We start from the raw sequence: 15,971 nt of genomic DNA on the forward strand, positions 1-15,971 counted from the left end.
TCGGCCTCAGATCACGATCAGGTCGGCTTGCAACGCGCCGGCCTGCTTCAAGGCTTCGAGAATCGCCATCAAGTCACCCGGTGCCGCGCCGACCTGGTTCACCGCCCGCACGATCTCGTCGAGGGTGGTGCCAGGGCCGAACTTGAACATCGGTTTGGCTTCCTGCTCGGCATTCACCCGCGAGCGCGGCACGACAGCGGTCTGGCCATTGGACAGAGGGCCCGGCTGGCTGACGATCGGGTCTTCGGTGATGGTCACGGTCAGGCTGCCGTGGGTCACGGCGGCTGGCGACACTTTCACGTTCTGGCCGATGACGATGGTGCCGGTACGCGAGTTGATGATGACTTTCGCCACCGCCTGACCCGGATCGACTTCGAGGTTTTCCAGAATCGACAAGTAGTCGACGCGCTGGCTCGGATCGAGCGGCGCAGTGACACGGATCGAACCGCCATCGATGGCTTGCGCGACGCCAGGGCCGAGCATGTCGTTGATCTTGTCGACGATACGCTTGGCCGTGGTGAAGTCGGAGCGATTGAGGTTCAGCGTCAGGCTGTTGCCCTGGTTGAAACCGCTCGGCACCGAACGCTCCACCGAAGCACCGCCAGGGATGCGACCGGCCGACGGAACGTTGACGGTGATCTTCGAACCGTCACGCCCTTCGGCATCGAAACCGCCAACCACCAGGTTGCCCTGAGCGACCGCGTAGACGTTGCCATCGATACCCTTGAGCGGAGTCAGCAGCAAGGTGCCGCCGCGCAGGCTCTTGGAGTTACCGATCGAGGACACAGTAATGTCGACCTGCTGACCTGGCTTGGCGAACGCCGGCAAGTCGGCACTGATCGACACCGCCGCGACGTTTTTCAACTGCACGTTGCCCGATCCCGGCGGCACCTTGATGCCGAACTGCGAGAGCATGTTGTTGAAGGTCTGCAGGGTGAACGGGGTTTGCGTCGTCTGGTCACCGGTGCCGTTAAGCCCGACCACCAGGCCGTAACCGATCAACTGGTTGGAACGCACGCCGGAAATGCTGGCGATATCTTTCAGCCGCTCGGCGTGGGCACCAAAAGCGGCGGACATCAGGGTCGCCGCCAGCATGAAGCTTTTCAGATTCAACGTAGCCACCTAGAAAGGGAACAGCGGGCTGAGGAAGAAACGGTCGAACCAGCCTGGCTGACTCGTATCGGCAAACGCGCCGGTACCCGAGTAGGTGATGCGTGCATCGGCGACCCGGGTCGACGACACGGTGTTGTCCGTGGCGATGTCATCGGCGCGCACCAGGCCGGCAATGCGCACCAGTTCGTCACCAGTGTTCAGCGTCAGCCACTTCTCGCCACGCACGGCGATGATGCCGTTGGGCAGCACGTCAGCGACGGTCACGGTGATCGAACCGGTCAGGCTGTTGCTCTGCCCGGACTTGGCGTCGCCCTTGGTCGAACGGTCGGCGCTATAGCCGGCGTTCAGACTCAGGTCATTGCCGCCGATCGGGTTGTTGGTGGTCAGACTGGAGCCGAACAACGAGGTCAGACCGACCTTGTTATCGCTGTTCTTGTCCATCTGCGAGTTGGCGTTCTTGCTCGCCTGCGTGCGCTCGTTCAGGGTGATGGTGATGATGTCCCCGACCCGGAAAGCCTTGCGGTCGCTGTACAGGTTCTGCTCGAAGCCAGCCTGATAGATCGAGCCGTTGTTGGCCGCAGCCGGCAACGGCGTGCGCGGCAACACCGGGGCGTAGTAAGGGTCATTGGGCTTGGGCGTCGGAGCGACGCAGCCCGCGAGCGAGACGACCCCACTCAATGCCAGAACAGATACAAAGCGATTCATGACCCTACCTCACGGTGTTGCAGGCGACCTCATGGCCGCCTCATAGACTTGATTACAGATTCTGCGTTACGAACGAGAGCATCTGGTCAGCGGTGGAGATCACCTTGGAGTTCATCTCGTAAGCGCGCTGAGTGGTGATCATGTTGACCATCTCTTCAACGGTGCTGACGTTGGAGGTTTCCAGGGTGTTCTGCAGGGTGGTACCGAAACCGGCCAGACCCGGGGTGCCAACTTGCGGCGCGCCGGAAGCGGCAGTTTCCAGGAACAGGTTGTTGCCCACGGCCTGCAGACCGGCCGGGTTGATGAAGTCGGCGGTTTGCAGGTTGCCGATCACCTGCGACGCAGCGTTGCCAGCGACGGTGATGGACACGGTGCCGTCGCGACCAACGGTGAAGGTCTGGGCATCGTTCGGGATGACGATGGCCGGTTCCAGAGCGAAACCGCTGGCGTTAACGATCTGGCCATTGGAATCGAGGTGGAAAGTACCGTCACGGGTGTAGGACGTGGTGCCGTCCGGTTGCAGAATCTGGAAGAAACCGCGACCGTCGATGGCCATGTCCAGCGGCTGCTCGGTGGTTTGCAGGCTGCCGGCGGTGAAGTTTTTCTGGGTGCCGACGATGCGCACACCGGTACCCAGTTGCAGACCCGACGGCAGTTCGCTGTCCTGGGTCGACTGAGCGCCCGGCTGGCGCTTGATCTGATAGAGCAAGTCCTGGAACTCGGCGCGATCACGTTTGAAACCCGTGGTCGACACGTTTGCCAGGTTGTTGGAAATGGTGGTCAGGTTGGTGTCCTGGGCGGACAGACCGGTTTTGGCAACCCATAGAGCCGGAAGCATTCGATTCTCCTCGTGCGCCTGTTTTTCGGCGCGACGTTCTGATAATTAGCTGATCTGCAAGACCCGAGCCATGGCCTGGTCGTCGTCTTTGGCGGTGTTCATCATCTTGACGTGCAACTCGAACTGCTTGGCCAGGGCCAGCACCGAGGTCATCTCTTCGACGGCGTTGACGTTGCTCGACTCAAGGAAACCCGACACCAGTTTGACGTTGGCATCGGCCGGTGCCGGCTGGCCGTCCTTGGTGTAGATCGAGCCATCGAGGCCCTTGTTCATGTTCTTGATATCCGGGTTGACCAGTTTGATCCGGTCGACTTCAGCCATGACACGCGGGCCTTCGCCCATCGCACGAATACTGATGGTGCCGTCTTCACCGACTTCGATCTGCTGCTCGGGCGGCACGGCGATCGGGCCGCCATTGCCGATCACCGGCATGCCGTTGCCGGCGCGCAGCACGCCGAGGGCGTCGACGTTGAGGCTGCCGGTGCGCACGTAGCTTTCGCCGCCATTCGGGTTCTGCACGGCGATAAAACCGTTGCCGGTCACCGCGACGTCGAGGTCACGACCGGTCTGCACCAGTGAACCAGGAGTGAAGTCGGTGGCAGGTCGTTCGCTCATGGCAAACGCACGCGCCGGAAAGCTGTCACCGAACACCGGCATCGAACGCGCCTGCTCCAGGTCGCGCTGAAAACCGTTGGTGGAGATGTTCGCCAGGTTGTTGGCATGAGCCTTCTGCGCCAGCGCATTCTGGCTGGCACCGGTCATTGCCACATAAAGGTACTTGTCCACACTCTTTCCTCTGCATGCCGGACGTTTGCCGCCCACCGCTGTACTGCTGAGCCATAAGCAATTTGCAGACCAACTTTTTTCTGGCGGACGAAGACCCGGCAAACAAAGGGCTTGAGGGATAGCGAAGGGAAATTGGAAATGTATCGAAGTCGAAAAACCGGCGGTGTTATGCCGCTTGGCGGCAAAAGATCAAAAGATCGCAGCGTGCCGCAGCTCCTACATTTGAAATGCGTATTCCTGTAGGAGCTGCCGAAGGCTGCGATCTTTTGATCTTAAGCTTCGGGATCTTTGCCGACTTCATACTCACGCAGTTTGTTGGCAATGGTGGTGTGCGAAACCCCCAGCCGCTTACCCAACTGCCGACTGCTCGGATGCTCGGAATACAACCGCTCCAGCACCGCTTTCTCAAAGCGCCCGACAATCTCGTCCAGCCCACCCTCCAGCGAGAAATCGCCAAGCGGCTGACGCACGCTGTAATCCGGCAGACGAATATGCTCGGCCTTCACCGTGCCGCCGTCGCACAGCGAAACCGCCTGGAACAGCACGTTCTCCAGTTGCCGCACGTTGCCCGGCCAGTGGTAATGACTGAGCCGATCCATCGCCGCCGGCGCCAGTTTCGGCAGCGAACAGCCGATCTGCCGACTGGCCTGATCAAGGAAATGCTCGACCAGCGGGGTCAAGCCGTCGAGGCATTCACGCAGCGGCGGGATGTGCAAGGAGAGCACGTTCAAGCGGTGATACAAATCCTGGCGAAACTCGCCCCGCGCGCACAGTTCCGACAAGTCGACCTGCGTGGCGCAGATCACCCGCACATCCAGGTAAACCTCTTCATCACTGCCAACCCGGCGGAAGCAACCGTCCTGTAGAAAGCGCAGCAACTTCACCTGCAAGCGCGGGCTCATTTCACCGACGCCGTCGAGAAACAATGTGCCGCCCGCGGTCAACTCCAGCAGGCCGAGCTTGCCTTCAGCCCGTGCCCCTTCAAAAGCGCCAGGACCGTAGCCGAACAGTTCGGTCTCAGCCATCGACTCCGGCAAGCCTGCACAGTTGAGCGCCATCAACGGCGACTGCCCGCGCGGACTGGCGAGGTGGCAAGCGCGTGCGAGCAATTCCTTACCGGTGCCGGTTTCGCCTTCAATCAATAACGGCGCATCGAGCGGTGCCATGCGCCTGGCTTCACGCACCACCGCCGCCATGACTTTAGAGCTCTGGAAAATGCTGTCGAAACCACGCAGTTCCTGTTTGCGCACGTTGTAGATGCGCTCGCCGACACGGTCGGCGCGGTGCAAGGTCAGCACCGCACCGGCCATCGCTTCACTGTCGTCATGCTCCGATTGCAGCGGCGCAATGTCGGCCAGAAAGATGTCGCCCTTGACCTTGACTCGCATGCCATTGATTCGCGATTTATTGGCGCGCACCAGTTCCGGCAAGTCGAAATCTTCGGCGTAACGCGACAGCGGAATCCCCGGCACCTCGTCGACCCGTACACCGAGCAACTGCGCCGCCGCACGGTTGGCCGCGACGATCGAGCCGCCCATGTCGATCGACAGCACCGGAAACTCCAGCGCGCCGAGCAAGGCGTTCAACTCCATGTGCCGCCGCTCGCTGGGCATCAGCCCTACCCGCTTGACGCCAAACACCCCGGCGATCGCCTCGAACTTCGGCCGCAGCGCCTGGAACTGGATATTGATCAGGTTCGGGCAATGCAGATAAATCGCATTGCCATGCTCGCCACCGACCTCACCGCGCGCCACGTTGATCCCGTAGGCAACCAGCAGGTTGAGGATGTCACGCAGGATGCCGATGCGGTTCTGGCAGTGGACTTTGATGCGCATATATAAGGCCCGACAAGATGGGGAGTTGAATACCGAACCTGTGGGAGCGAGCTTGCTCGCGAAGGCGTCAGCACATCCAGCATTGATGTGTCAGACCCAGCGCTTTCGCGAGCAAGCTCGCTCCCACAGGGTATTGAGGTGCGCCCGAAGCTCATTTTTCTGTCGAGGCACGCAGATAGTTGTCAAGATTATGTGACAGGTACTGACCTTTTCAAACCCGGGAATCACCGCAAATGCGAGATACCCGCCAAACCGTAACGATAACTTTACGAATTAAAGAGAAATTTCCTACACGCAGACGATTCAACCTGCTGCACATCAACCCGCTCTCGGGTAATTCTGAATCCATCGCTGGACATAACAAGAACGAATTCCCCTAGCAGGAGAGCAGTATGAAGCAGACGCAATACGTGGCCCGCGAGCCCGATGCGCAAGGTTTTATCGACTACCCCGCCGAAGAACACGCGGTGTGGAACACGCTGATCACTCGCCAGTTGAAAGTGATCGAAGGGCGTGCCTGCCAGGAGTATCTGGACGGTATCGAAAAACTCGGTCTGCCCCACGACCGCATTCCGCAACTCGGCGAGATCAACAAGGTGCTCGGCGAGACCACCGGTTGGCAGGTCGCCCGCGTTCCGGCACTGATCCCCTTCCAGACCTTTTTCGAACTGCTGGCCAGCAAGCAATTTCCGGTCGCTACGTTTATTCGTACCCGCGAAGAGCTGGACTACCTGCAAGAACCGGATATTTTCCACGAGATCTTTGGTCACTGCCCGCTGCTGACCAACCCGTACTTCGCCGAATTCACCCACACCTACGGCAAACTCGGTTTGCAGGCCACCAAGGAGGAACGCGTTTATCTGGCGCGTCTGTACTGGATGACCATCGAGTTCGGCCTGGTCGACACCCCGCAAGGCAAACGCATCTACGGCGGCGGCATCCTGTCCTCGCCCAAAGAAACCGTTTATTCGCTGTCGGACGAGCCGGAGCATCAAGCCTTCGATCCGCTCGAAGCCATGCGCACGCCGTATCGCATCGACATCCTGCAACCGCTGTACTTTGTCCTGCCGAATCTCAAGCGTCTGTTCGACGTGGCGCATGAAGACATCATGGCCATGGTTCGCCAAGGCATGCAGCTGGGTCTGCACGCACCGAAATTTCCGCCGAAACCGAAAGCCGCGTGAACCGCGACTTTTGCAGACAATTGAGCCTGTCAGTCGCCGCCACTTTGGTTTAGCGTGACGGCATTGACGGCTCAAACGCTTTAATAAAAAAAACACACTCGATTTCAGGAATACGCCATGTCCACTTTGAACCAAGCCCACTGCGAAGCCTGCCGCGCCGATGCGCCACAAGTCAGCGACGAAGAACTGCCGATCCTGATCAAGCAGATCCCTGACTGGAACATCGAAGTACGCGACAGCATCATGCAGCTGGAGAAAGTTTTCCTGTTCAAGAACTTCAAACACGCGCTGGCCTTCACCAACGCTGTCGGCGAGATCTCCGAGGCCGAAGGTCACCACCCGGGCCTGCTGACCGAATGGGGCAAAGTCACCGTGACCTGGTGGAGCCACTCGATCAAAGGCCTGCACCGCAACGACTTCATCATGGCCGCGCGCACTGACGAAGTGGCCAAGACCGCAGAAGGACGCAAGTAATGCACTTCGACGCCATCGGCCGGGTACCCGGCGACCCGATCCTCGGCTTGATGGAGGCGTATGCGCAGGACGCCAACCCGCGCAAATTCGACTTGGGCGTTGGCGTCTACAAGGATGCCCAGGGCCTGACGCCGATCCCGGAAGCGGTGAAAATTGCCGAAGCGCGCCTCGTCGAAAGCCAGGACACCAAGACCTACATCGGTGGTCACGGTAACCCGCTGTTCGGCAAAGTCATCAATGAGCTGGTGCTCGGCGCCGACGCGAAGCTGATCGCCGAACAACGTGCCGGCGCCACCCAGACGCCGGGCGGCACCGGTGCCCTGCGTCTGGCTGCCGACTTCATCGCCCAGTGCCTGCCGGGCAAAGGCGTGTGGCTGAGCAACCCGACCTGGCCGATCCACGAAACCATTTTCGCCGCGGCCGGGGTCAAGGTCAGTCACTACCCGTACGTGGGCAGTGACAACCGCCTCGACGTCGACGCCATGCTCGCAGTGCTCAACGAAGTACCGAAGGGCGATGTGGTGCTGCTGCACGCGTGCTGCCACAACCCGACCGGTTTTGATTTGAGCCATGACGACTGGCAGCGCGTGCTCGATGTGGTACGCGCCCGCAATCTGCTGCCGCTGATCGACTTTGCCTACCAGGGCTTTGGCGACGGTCTGGAGCAGGATGCGTGGTCGACCCGGCTGTTCGCGGCAGAAGTGCCCGAGCTACTGATCACCAGTTCCTGCTCGAAGAACTTCGGCCTGTACCGCGACCGTACCGGTGCGCTGATCGTCTGCGCGAAAACCGCCGACAAGCTCATCGACATCCGCAGCCAACTGGCCAACATTGCCCGCAACCTGTGGTCGACGCCGCCAGATCACGGCGCGGCAGTGGTCGCGACCATCCTCGCCGATCCAGAGCTGAAAGCCCGCTGGGCCGATGAAGTGGAAGCCATGCGCCTGCGCATTGCGCAACTGCGCAGCGGCCTGGTCGAAGCGCTGGAGCCACACGGTTTACGTGAGCGCTTTGCGCACATTGGCGTGCAGCGCGGGATGTTCTCTTACACCGGCCTGTCGCCGGAGCAAGTGAAACAACTGCGCGAGCATCACAGCGTGTACATGGTCAGCTCGGGCCGGGCGAACGTCGCCGGCATCGACGCCACGCGCCTCGCGCTGCTGGCCGAAGCTATCGCCAGCGTCTGCAAGTAACACCGCAATACCCTGTAGGAGCTGCCGAAGGCTGCGATCTTTTGATCTTTTTTTAAAGCAGGATCAAAAGATCGCAGCCTTCGGCAGCTCCTACATTTGTTTTGTGGTGACCTGCAGGTTTGCCCTCCCCCTGCGGCCATCTGTCGCATTAATTTGAATTAAAAGTCTGATTGTCATTTTTCCTGCTGTATCCTGCGCAGGCTTTCAAGAAGCGCGGATCTACCAGATCTATCAACAGACTTAGCGAGGAGCGCAACCATGCACGAGATTCCTAATCTCCCCTTCCCAAGCCTGCACGTACCTGAGCAGACGACCACGCAACAAGCCGGCGCGGGGCAACCCGAACCGAAAGAAGCCGTTGAGAGCCGCCCGGCCGACAACGAAGAGTAAGACCCGTCGTACAGACCGTGTGGAAAGCGCTAACATGCGCTTTCCACACTGCCTGAACCCCGAGCCCGCCATGACCGACGAATTCTCTGAAAGCCAAGCTGCCGTCCTGATCAGCGCCACCGAGAAAATGATCGAGATCTGGAACCGTCTCTCGCCCGAGAAACAAGCCGCCCTGCTCGCCCGTTTCGGCAGCGAAGAAAATGCCCTGGCGGCGCTGGTCACCACACAACTGGTTGCCCCGGCCAAATCCTGAAACGCACCCCGGCAAATAGTTTTACTTTTCCCGCCCCAGATCCGTCCGCGCCGGTATCATAAGCAGCCTATCTAATCTGCCGCTCCCGTGGATCGTTACCCATGTCGTCCTCTATGCCAGAACCCCAGCGCCCCCTGGCGGTCACGCTGCAAGTCGTTTCCATCGTCCTCTTCACCTTTATCGGTTACCTGAACATCGGCATTCCGCTCGCGGTGCTGCCGGGGTACGTCCACAGTGATCTGGGCTTTGGTGCGGTGATTGCCGGTCTGGTGATCAGCGTGCAATACCTCGCCACCCTGCTCAGCCGTCCGTATTCCGGCAAGATCATCGATAATCAGGGCAGCAAACGCGCGGTGATGATTGGCCTCGCCGGGTGTGGTTTGAGCGGTGTGTTCATGCTGATTTCGGCGTGGACCCCGAGCATGCCGATGCTCAGTTTGATCAGTCTGTTGATCGGTCGACTGGTGCTGGGCAGCGCGGAAAGCCTCGTCGGTTCCGGCTCGATTGGCTGGGGCATCGGCCGCGTTGGCGCGGCAAACACGGCCAAAGTGATTTCCTGGAATGGCATCGCCAGTTACGGCGCACTGGCGATCGGCGCACCGTTCGGTGTGTGGCTGGTCGGCCAGTTGGGTCTGTGGAGCATGGGCGTCAGCATCATCCTGCTCGCCGCGTTGGGCCTGTTGCTCGCCTGGCCAAAAACCCCGGCACCGATTGTCGCCGGCGAGCGTCTGCCGTTCATGCATGTGCTCGGCAAAGTGTTTCCCCACGGCTGCGGTCTTGCACTGGGCTCGATCGGCTTCGGTACCATCGCCACCTTCATCACCCTGTATTACGCGACCCAGCATTGGGACAACGCGGTGCTGTGCCTGAGCCTGTTCGGCGCCAGCTTCATCGGTGCGCGGCTGCTGTTCGGCAACCTGATCAACCGCCTCGGCGGCTTTCGTGTGGCGATTGCCTGTCTGTCGGTGGAAACCCTAGGCCTGCTGCTGTTGTGGCTGGCGCCGGATGCGCACTGGGCGCTGGCCGGTGCGGCGCTGAGCGGGTTTGGTTTCTCGCTGGTGTTCCCTGCGCTGGGTGTGGAAGCGGTGAATCTGGTGCCCGCGTCCAGCCGTGGCGCAGCGGTTGGCGCCTATTCGCTGTTCATCGACTTGTCGCTGGGGATCACCGGGCCATTGGCCGGGGCGATTGCGGCGGGATTCGGTTTTGCCTCGATCTTCCTCTTCGCCGCCCTCGCCTCGCTAAGCGGCTTGGCACTGAGCGTGTATCTGTACAAGCACACGGCGAAGTACCGCGAAGACTAGAAATCCACCTTGCCACGCCCGGCCTTGATGCTGCCGCGCTTGGTTTTCGATTCGAGCCGGCGCTTCTTTGAACCGAGGGTCGGCTTGGTCGGACGGCGTTTCTTTTCCACTTTGGTCGCACTGAGAATCAGCTCGACCAGACGCTCCAGCGCATCGGCGCGGTTGGCTTCCTGCGTGCGGTACTGCTGGGCCTTGATGATCAACACGCCGTCGCTGGTGATGCGACTGTCGCGCAGCGCCAGCAGCCGCTCCTTGTAGAACTCGGGCAAGGACGAGGCCGGAATGTCGAAGCGCAGGTGCATGGCGCTGGAGACCTTGTTGACGTTCTGCCCACCGGCGCCTTGCGCGCGGATGGCGGTCAGTTCGATCTCGGCATCCGGCAGATGCACGTTGTTGGAAATCACCAGCATGGAAAAGCGTCCGTAATCAGAATGCGCAGGATACCGCGAAACAGACCTCGAACCTGCTGAAGATCCATTGCAGACCTTCGCCTGTTCACGCAGAGGTCAGTGCAATCGCCATCGATTTGGCAGAAATCGATCAGCCGCCCAAGTGCGCAACTTCTTGCGCACCTGCCTTCAAAAAAACGCCCGCCAATCGCCTGCAGGCCATGTCACACGGGCCCTGTAGCCGAGTGCGCAAGAAGTTGCACAGCACTGCGCAACTTCTTGCGCACTTTGACGCGGTTTCCCACAGCAAAAATCGATTTATCCCGCAGACACACGGCGCAAACCCTTGCCGCGCAATGGCCATATAGTGGCTGGCACGGATTTTGATATCAAATCGGCACTAACGCCTGCTGAACGCAGGCAGGAAAGACAGGGTTGCTCGCCGAGCCAGCCACCCTCGGTCAAAGGAATGACGCAATGAAAGACGCAATTCGCTTGGGCGACTCCACCACTCACGGTGGCAAAGTCCTCGAAGCCTTCTCCCGCACCGACCTCAACGGCAAGCCGATTGCCGGGGTCGGTCACAAGGTCAGCTGCCCGTTGTGCAAAGGGGTTTTCCCGATTGCCGAGGGCAGCAGCACCTACACCGTCGATGGCACCCCCATCGCACTGGACGGCATGAAAACCGCCTGCGGCGCCGCACTGATCGCCAGTGGCCCGAAAGGCGCTGTCGTCAGCTAATCCTGTTTTTTCACTTTGATGCGTACCTCTGAGAAGCGGCTTGTTGTCGCCCGCTCGCTGAGGTCTTCAATTTTTGCCCGCAAAGCCCGGCCATTGTTGGCGGGTGAGATGCCGTGATGACCACTGAAACTGCTGTCGCAAAACGTGAGCCCCAAGCTGCCATCGTTCCACTCAATGCCATCGACGTTCAGGACGTCGCCAGCAGTGCGGCGGCTTTCGATGCCTGGCTGCAATCCGCCACGGATGGCGTGGTCACGCTTGATCGAATCAAGAACTACGCCGGTTTCTTGCCGGTGGTCGGCAACATCATGGCGCTGGTCGATGCGCTGAGTGACATCGTCACCCTGTCGGACGCCAAGCAACGCGACTTGCTCACGTGGGCCAGCCTTGGCATCAACCTGATCGGCGTCTTGCCGTTGCCGCCGTCGATGGCAGCGGCGCGCATGACCCTGCGGCCGACGCTGTTTCTGGTACGTCAGGAGATGAGGGCCAGCGGCAAGTTGTTGCTCAGCACTTCCGTGATCGAGGTGCTGGTCGGTCACCTGAACGCCTCGATCATCGGCACCCTCGATGACTTTGTTGAGCAAGCCAAAGGCAAGTTGCCGGGGATTCTGGCGGACGCTGGCAAGCTCGGCGAACAAATCATCAACGAGATTGCCACCGGTATCGAAACAACGGCCCTTGGCCGGTTTGATGCCAAGGGTGATCTGGAGGAAGCCAGCGCAAGAGCAAGCGTCGGGCGCGGCCAACTCCTCAACGACCCCCTCGCGACGGCCGACAACTTTTTAGCGGCTGCCAACAGCGCCTTGAAAGCGGCAGGCAAAGGGATGGTCAACAGCGTCGCGCAGAACCTGCTGCCGAACGATCTCCAGAAACAGATCACCACCGAGACCGGCAAACTGCGCGCGATGGGCCCGGAACTGCGCACGCAGCTGAGCAAGCTCGACGATAAAAATGTGCAGAACTCCATCGGCTGGCTGCTGCAGATTCTCTCCAGCGCCGTGACCCTGTGGCGCAAGCGCAATGCCCATGGCCAGAACGCCGCGGTCCATACGGAGAAGACCGGCAAGGCGACCCACACGGCTGCGGAGGGCGAGTTGGGCGCTAACAACAAGCAAGTCCCAGCGAAAAGTGCGCCCAATCCGGAGAAAGGTCCCTGTAAATGCGCCACTGAATTCAGCATCAACTTTGCCCTGGGTTCGGAAAGCCTCAGCCATACCGATTTCAGCCTGCCCGGCCCCTTCCCGATCGAATGGACGCGCACCTACAACTCGCGCCTCGACGCCTACGATCAGAGCGAACTCGGCGCTCGCTGGATCAGTGAATTCACCACACGTTTCGACTGCGTGGATGATGGCCTGACGTTCTACAGCGCCGACGGCCGCGACCACAGCTATCCGTTGCCTAAAGTCGGCCTGTTCCACTACGACGCCATCGAAGACATCACCCTGGTCCGCAACAGCGATGACCAGTTGTTGCTGTGCCGTGGTTTCGAGCGCAAGGAAACCTATGTCCGCCGTGGCCAGCGTTTTGTGCTGAGCAATATTTCGCTGCGCAACGGCGCCGGAGTGATGCTGCATTACGAGCATCGTCACGGCGAACTATCACTGCTCTCGGATCTGATCACCTATCAGGAAAACGACTTCACCAAAGTCCATTTGCACCTCGGCACGATGATCGACGATCACGGCCGGTTTATCGGCCTCTGGCAGATCGTTGACGGCGAACCGCTGCGCCAGCTCTGCGCCTATCAGTACGACGCCTATGGCGACCTGATTCAGGCGCAGGACGAGAACGGCGCCGTCTGGTCGTATCAGTTCGAGCATCACCTGATCACCCGCTACACCGACCGCACCGGGCGCGGCATGAACCTGCAGTGGGATGGCCAGAGCCCCAAGGCCAAAGCCGTGCGCGAATGGGCCGACGACGGCAGTTTCGACACGCGTCTGGAATGGGACGAAAACATTCGTCTGACCTACGTCACTGACGCGCTCGGCAACGAAACCTGGCACTACTACGACATCCTTGGCTACACCTACCGCATCCGTTACGCCGATGAACGTTCAGAATGGTTCTTCCGCGACGAGGCCAAAAACATCGTGCGCCGCGTCAATGCCGACGGCAGCACCGATCGCTACAGCTACGATGAGCGCAGCAACCTGCTCGAACACATCCGCGCCGACCATACCGTGATGCATTACGCCTACGACGATCAGGACCTGCTGATCAAGATCAGCGATGCCGAGGGCGGTCAGTGGCAGCGCGCCTATGACGACCAAGGCAACCTGGTCGAAGCGCTGGATCCGCTGGGCAACAAAACCGAATACGCCTACAACAAATCCGGCCAGCCCACCGCGATCAAGGACGCCAACGGCAACGAAAAAACCCTCGACTACAACGACGCCGGGCAACTGGTCGAGTACGTCGATTGCTCGGGCAAAACCAGCGCCTGGGAGTACAACGAATTCGGGCAAATGGTCTGCTTCACCGACGCTGCCGGGAACGCCACCGAATACGAATACAAGGCCGGCCAATTGGTGTTGATCAAGCACCCGGACAAGACCGAAGAGCGTTTCGAGCGAGACGCCGAAGGTCGGCTGCTGGCGCACGTCGACGCTCTCGATCGTTGCACCACGTGGAGCTACAGCGCTGCCGGTTTGATCGCTGAACGTGTCGATGCCGCCGAACAAACCTTGCGCTATCGCTGGGACCGTCTCGGACGGTTAACGGCGCTGGAAAACGAAAACGAACAACGCGCGCACTTCCACTACGACCCGGTCGGTCGTCTGCTCGAGGAACGCGGTTTCGACGGCCGCAGCACGCGCTATCAGTACGACCCGCTCACCGGTCGCCTCGCGCAATCGATCAATGGCCAACGCGTCATCTCTTTGAGCTTCGACCCGATGGGCCGCTTGACCGAACGTCGCGCCACCCTGGGCGAGCAGTCGCAAAGCGAGACTTTCGCTTACGACGGCAACGGTAACCTGGTGCTGGCCGACAACGCCGACAGCCGCCTGCAATGGTTTCACGACCCGGCCGGCAATCTGCTGCGCGAGCACCAGCATTATCTCGGCCTGGAAAAACCCACCGTCGCAATCTGGCAGCACGAGTACGACGTGCTCAACCAACGAGTCGCCAGCGTTCGCCCCGACGGCCACCGCGTCAGCTGGTTGACTTACGGCAGCGGCCATTTGCTCGGCCTGCGCCTCGATGAACACGAACTGATCGGCTACGAACGCGACGACCTGCACCGCGAAGTCGCCCGCCATCAAGGCAACCACCTGCTGCAAACCCAAAGCTGGGACCCGGCCGGCCGTTTGCAAGAACAACTGCTGGGACGCAGCGACGACAAATCCACACTGCTCAAACGCGAATACAGCTACGACGCCGCCGGCCAACTGACCGACATCAACGACAGCCGTCGTGGCCCGCTCGCCTATCGTTACGATCCCGTCGGCCGACTGCTCAGCGCCACCACACGTCAAGGCGTGGAAACCTTCGCCTTCGACCCGGCCGGCAACCTGCTCGACGACAAAACGACAGAAATTCGCCGCCCACTGGACCTGACCCCACCGCGCAGCAAACTGGTCGATAACCTGCTGCGCGAATACGCCGGCACCCACTACGACTACGACGAACGCGGCAACCAGATTCAGCGCTGGCACAACGGCCAACGCAGTGATCTACGTTGGGATCTGTTTGATCGATTGGTGCATTTCGAAGACACGCGCCTGAGCGTGGATTTTGCCTACGACGCACTGGGACGACGCCTGCACAAAAATTCCCGCGCGCATTACAAACAGCGCCCGGAAGCAGGTTCCCTCTGGAACAGAAACGAACACGCCCGCAAACAACGCGAACTTGGCTGCGGGCTCACGCTTTACGGTTGGGATGGTGACAACCTCGCCTGGGAAAGCAGTCCGGCACAGAGCGATGGCGAACCCGGCCGCACGGTGCACTACGTCTTCGAACCGGGCACTTTTGTCCCTGTGGCCCAGGCTGTACGGCATGCGCCAATTGATCTGATTGGGCTGCCGGATTACAGCGGTGAATACAGCCTCGATGACGACCCGGTGTGGAATCACAAGGCAACGGCTTTACCGTTTGATGCGTTGGCCTGGTATCAGTGTGATCACCTGGGTACGCCGCAGGAGCTGACCGATTCCCAAGGCAACATGGCGTGGACCGCGCAGTACAAGGCGTGGGGACAGGTGACGGAACAGCGCTCGGAATGGGCGCGGCAGCATGGCGTTGTGAACCCGATACGGTTCCAGGGGCAGTATCACGATCATGAGACGGGGCTGCATTACAACCGGTATCGGTACTATGATCCGGGGGTTGGGCGGTTTATCTCGCAGGATCCGATACGTTATGAAGGTGGACTTAACCTTTACCGGTATGCACCTAACCCAATGGAGTGGATTGACCCATTGGGATTGGAGACTGTTGTTGCTACCAAAAGTCGCGCAAGCGCAATGAGGAAGGCACAACAACACGCTCAAGTTCCAAGGGTAGGAAGAGGCGGACAGGATATTTCTACTCAAGAACTGAACGGTGACAGTGACGGACGATTCTGTGCTTGCTTGAAAAAGCGTGGAGTTAAAACGCTGGGACGCCGTGGTTACGACAACTCTGAAGTTTTCGATCACCCAGATGGTCATCCTCACATGGTCGGAGAAGGACACCCCGATCACCACAGCACTCCACATGTTCACGCAAAGAACAAAAAAGGGGAGTCAAAAATATTCACTTATCCGGGGGGAATGTAG

General features: G+C 60.0%; 14 protein-coding genes. 8 read left to right on the forward strand and 6 right to left on the reverse strand.

Annotated elements, in window-relative coordinates:
* Nucleotides 1-6: 6 nt before the first annotated feature.
* The 5 genes from HUW52_RS23410 to HUW52_RS23430 all read right to left on the reverse strand — a co-directional run bounded on the left by HUW52_RS23410 (nt 7) and on the right by HUW52_RS23430 (nt 5,277).
* Nucleotides 7-1,095 carry a flagellar basal body P-ring protein FlgI gene (locus HUW52_RS23410; RefSeq protein ID WP_042704956.1) on the reverse strand — a complete coding sequence of 363 codons (1,089 nt, stop codon included), beginning with the start codon at nt 1,093-1,095 and terminating at the stop codon, nt 7-9.
* Nucleotides 1,096-1,122: 27 nt separating this feature from the next.
* Complete coding sequence (gene flgH / locus HUW52_RS23415; protein WP_038363773.1) at nt 1,123-1,818, reverse strand: flagellar basal body L-ring protein FlgH; 696 nt, start codon at nt 1,816-1,818, stop codon at nt 1,123-1,125.
* Nucleotides 1,819-1,870: 52 nt separating this feature from the next.
* Nucleotides 1,871-2,656, reverse strand: coding sequence for a flagellar basal-body rod protein FlgG (gene flgG / locus HUW52_RS23420; protein WP_007920118.1), 786 nt, complete (start codon nt 2,654-2,656; stop codon nt 1,871-1,873).
* A 45-nt stretch (nt 2,657-2,701) separates the two neighbouring features.
* A complete protein-coding gene (locus tag HUW52_RS23425) occupies nt 2,702-3,442 on the reverse strand; it encodes a flagellar basal body rod protein FlgF (protein WP_007920119.1) in 741 nt (246 codons plus the stop codon).
* 272 nt (nt 3,443-3,714) lie between these two features.
* Nucleotides 3,715-5,277 carry a sigma-54-dependent transcriptional regulator gene (locus tag HUW52_RS23430; RefSeq protein WP_175555023.1) on the reverse strand — a complete coding sequence of 521 codons (1,563 nt, stop codon included), beginning with the start codon at nt 5,275-5,277 and terminating at the stop codon, nt 3,715-3,717.
* A 392-nt stretch (nt 5,278-5,669) separates the two neighbouring features.
* Between HUW52_RS23430 and phhA the strand changes: the two genes are divergently transcribed.
* The 6 genes from phhA to HUW52_RS23455 all read left to right on the forward strand — a co-directional run bounded on the left by phhA (nt 5,670) and on the right by HUW52_RS23455 (nt 10,072).
* Nucleotides 5,670-6,461 (forward strand): phenylalanine 4-monooxygenase, encoded by a 792-nt coding sequence (gene phhA, locus HUW52_RS23435; RefSeq protein WP_007920123.1) that lies wholly within the window; start codon nt 5,670-5,672, stop codon nt 6,459-6,461.
* Between the two features lie 117 nt (nt 6,462-6,578).
* A complete protein-coding gene (locus HUW52_RS23440; protein WP_003222798.1) occupies nt 6,579-6,935 on the forward strand; it encodes a 4a-hydroxytetrahydrobiopterin dehydratase in 357 nt (118 codons plus the stop codon).
* The gene (locus tag HUW52_RS23445; RefSeq protein ID WP_175555024.1) at nt 6,935-8,128 is read left to right on the forward strand and encodes an amino acid aminotransferase; all 1,194 of its coding nucleotides are present in this window, start codon (nt 6,935-6,937) and stop codon (nt 8,126-8,128) included. The genes HUW52_RS23440 and HUW52_RS23445 overlap by 1 nt, the downstream gene beginning before the upstream one ends.
* Nucleotides 8,129-8,386: 258 nt before the next feature.
* Nucleotides 8,387-8,518, forward strand: a complete 132-nt coding sequence (locus HUW52_RS30495; protein WP_016987951.1) for a hypothetical protein — start codon at nt 8,387-8,389, stop codon at nt 8,516-8,518.
* Between the two features lie 70 nt (nt 8,519-8,588).
* Entirely contained in the window at nt 8,589-8,771 is a 183-nt protein-coding gene (locus HUW52_RS23450; RefSeq protein ID WP_026000833.1) for a hypothetical protein, read from the forward strand.
* A 113-nt stretch (nt 8,772-8,884) separates the two neighbouring features.
* Nucleotides 8,885-10,072: an MFS transporter gene (locus HUW52_RS23455; RefSeq protein WP_175555726.1), complete on the forward strand. Its 1,188-nt coding sequence runs from the start codon at nt 8,885-8,887 to the stop codon at nt 10,070-10,072.
* Here the strand turns inward: HUW52_RS23455 and arfB are convergent.
* On the reverse strand, nt 10,069-10,482 hold the full coding sequence (gene arfB, locus HUW52_RS23460; protein ID WP_007920134.1) for an alternative ribosome rescue aminoacyl-tRNA hydrolase ArfB: 414 nt from the start codon (nt 10,480-10,482) through the stop codon (nt 10,069-10,071). The two genes, HUW52_RS23455 and arfB, sit on opposite strands and share 4 nt — an antisense overlap.
* Before the next feature lie 456 nt (nt 10,483-10,938).
* Between arfB and HUW52_RS23465 the strand changes: the two genes are divergently transcribed.
* Nucleotides 10,939-11,202 carry a PAAR domain-containing protein gene (locus tag HUW52_RS23465; RefSeq protein ID WP_007920142.1) on the forward strand — a complete coding sequence of 88 codons (264 nt, stop codon included), beginning with the start codon at nt 10,939-10,941 and terminating at the stop codon, nt 11,200-11,202.
* 116 nt (nt 11,203-11,318) lie between these two features.
* Entirely contained in the window at nt 11,319-15,971 is a 4,653-nt protein-coding gene (locus tag HUW52_RS23470) for an RHS repeat-associated core domain-containing protein (protein WP_256667863.1), read from the forward strand.

This window comes from Pseudomonas sp. 43A (genome assembly GCF_013363935.1).
GTDB classification, from domain to species: Bacteria; Pseudomonadota; Gammaproteobacteria; order Pseudomonadales; family Pseudomonadaceae; genus Aquipseudomonas; species Aquipseudomonas crudilactis.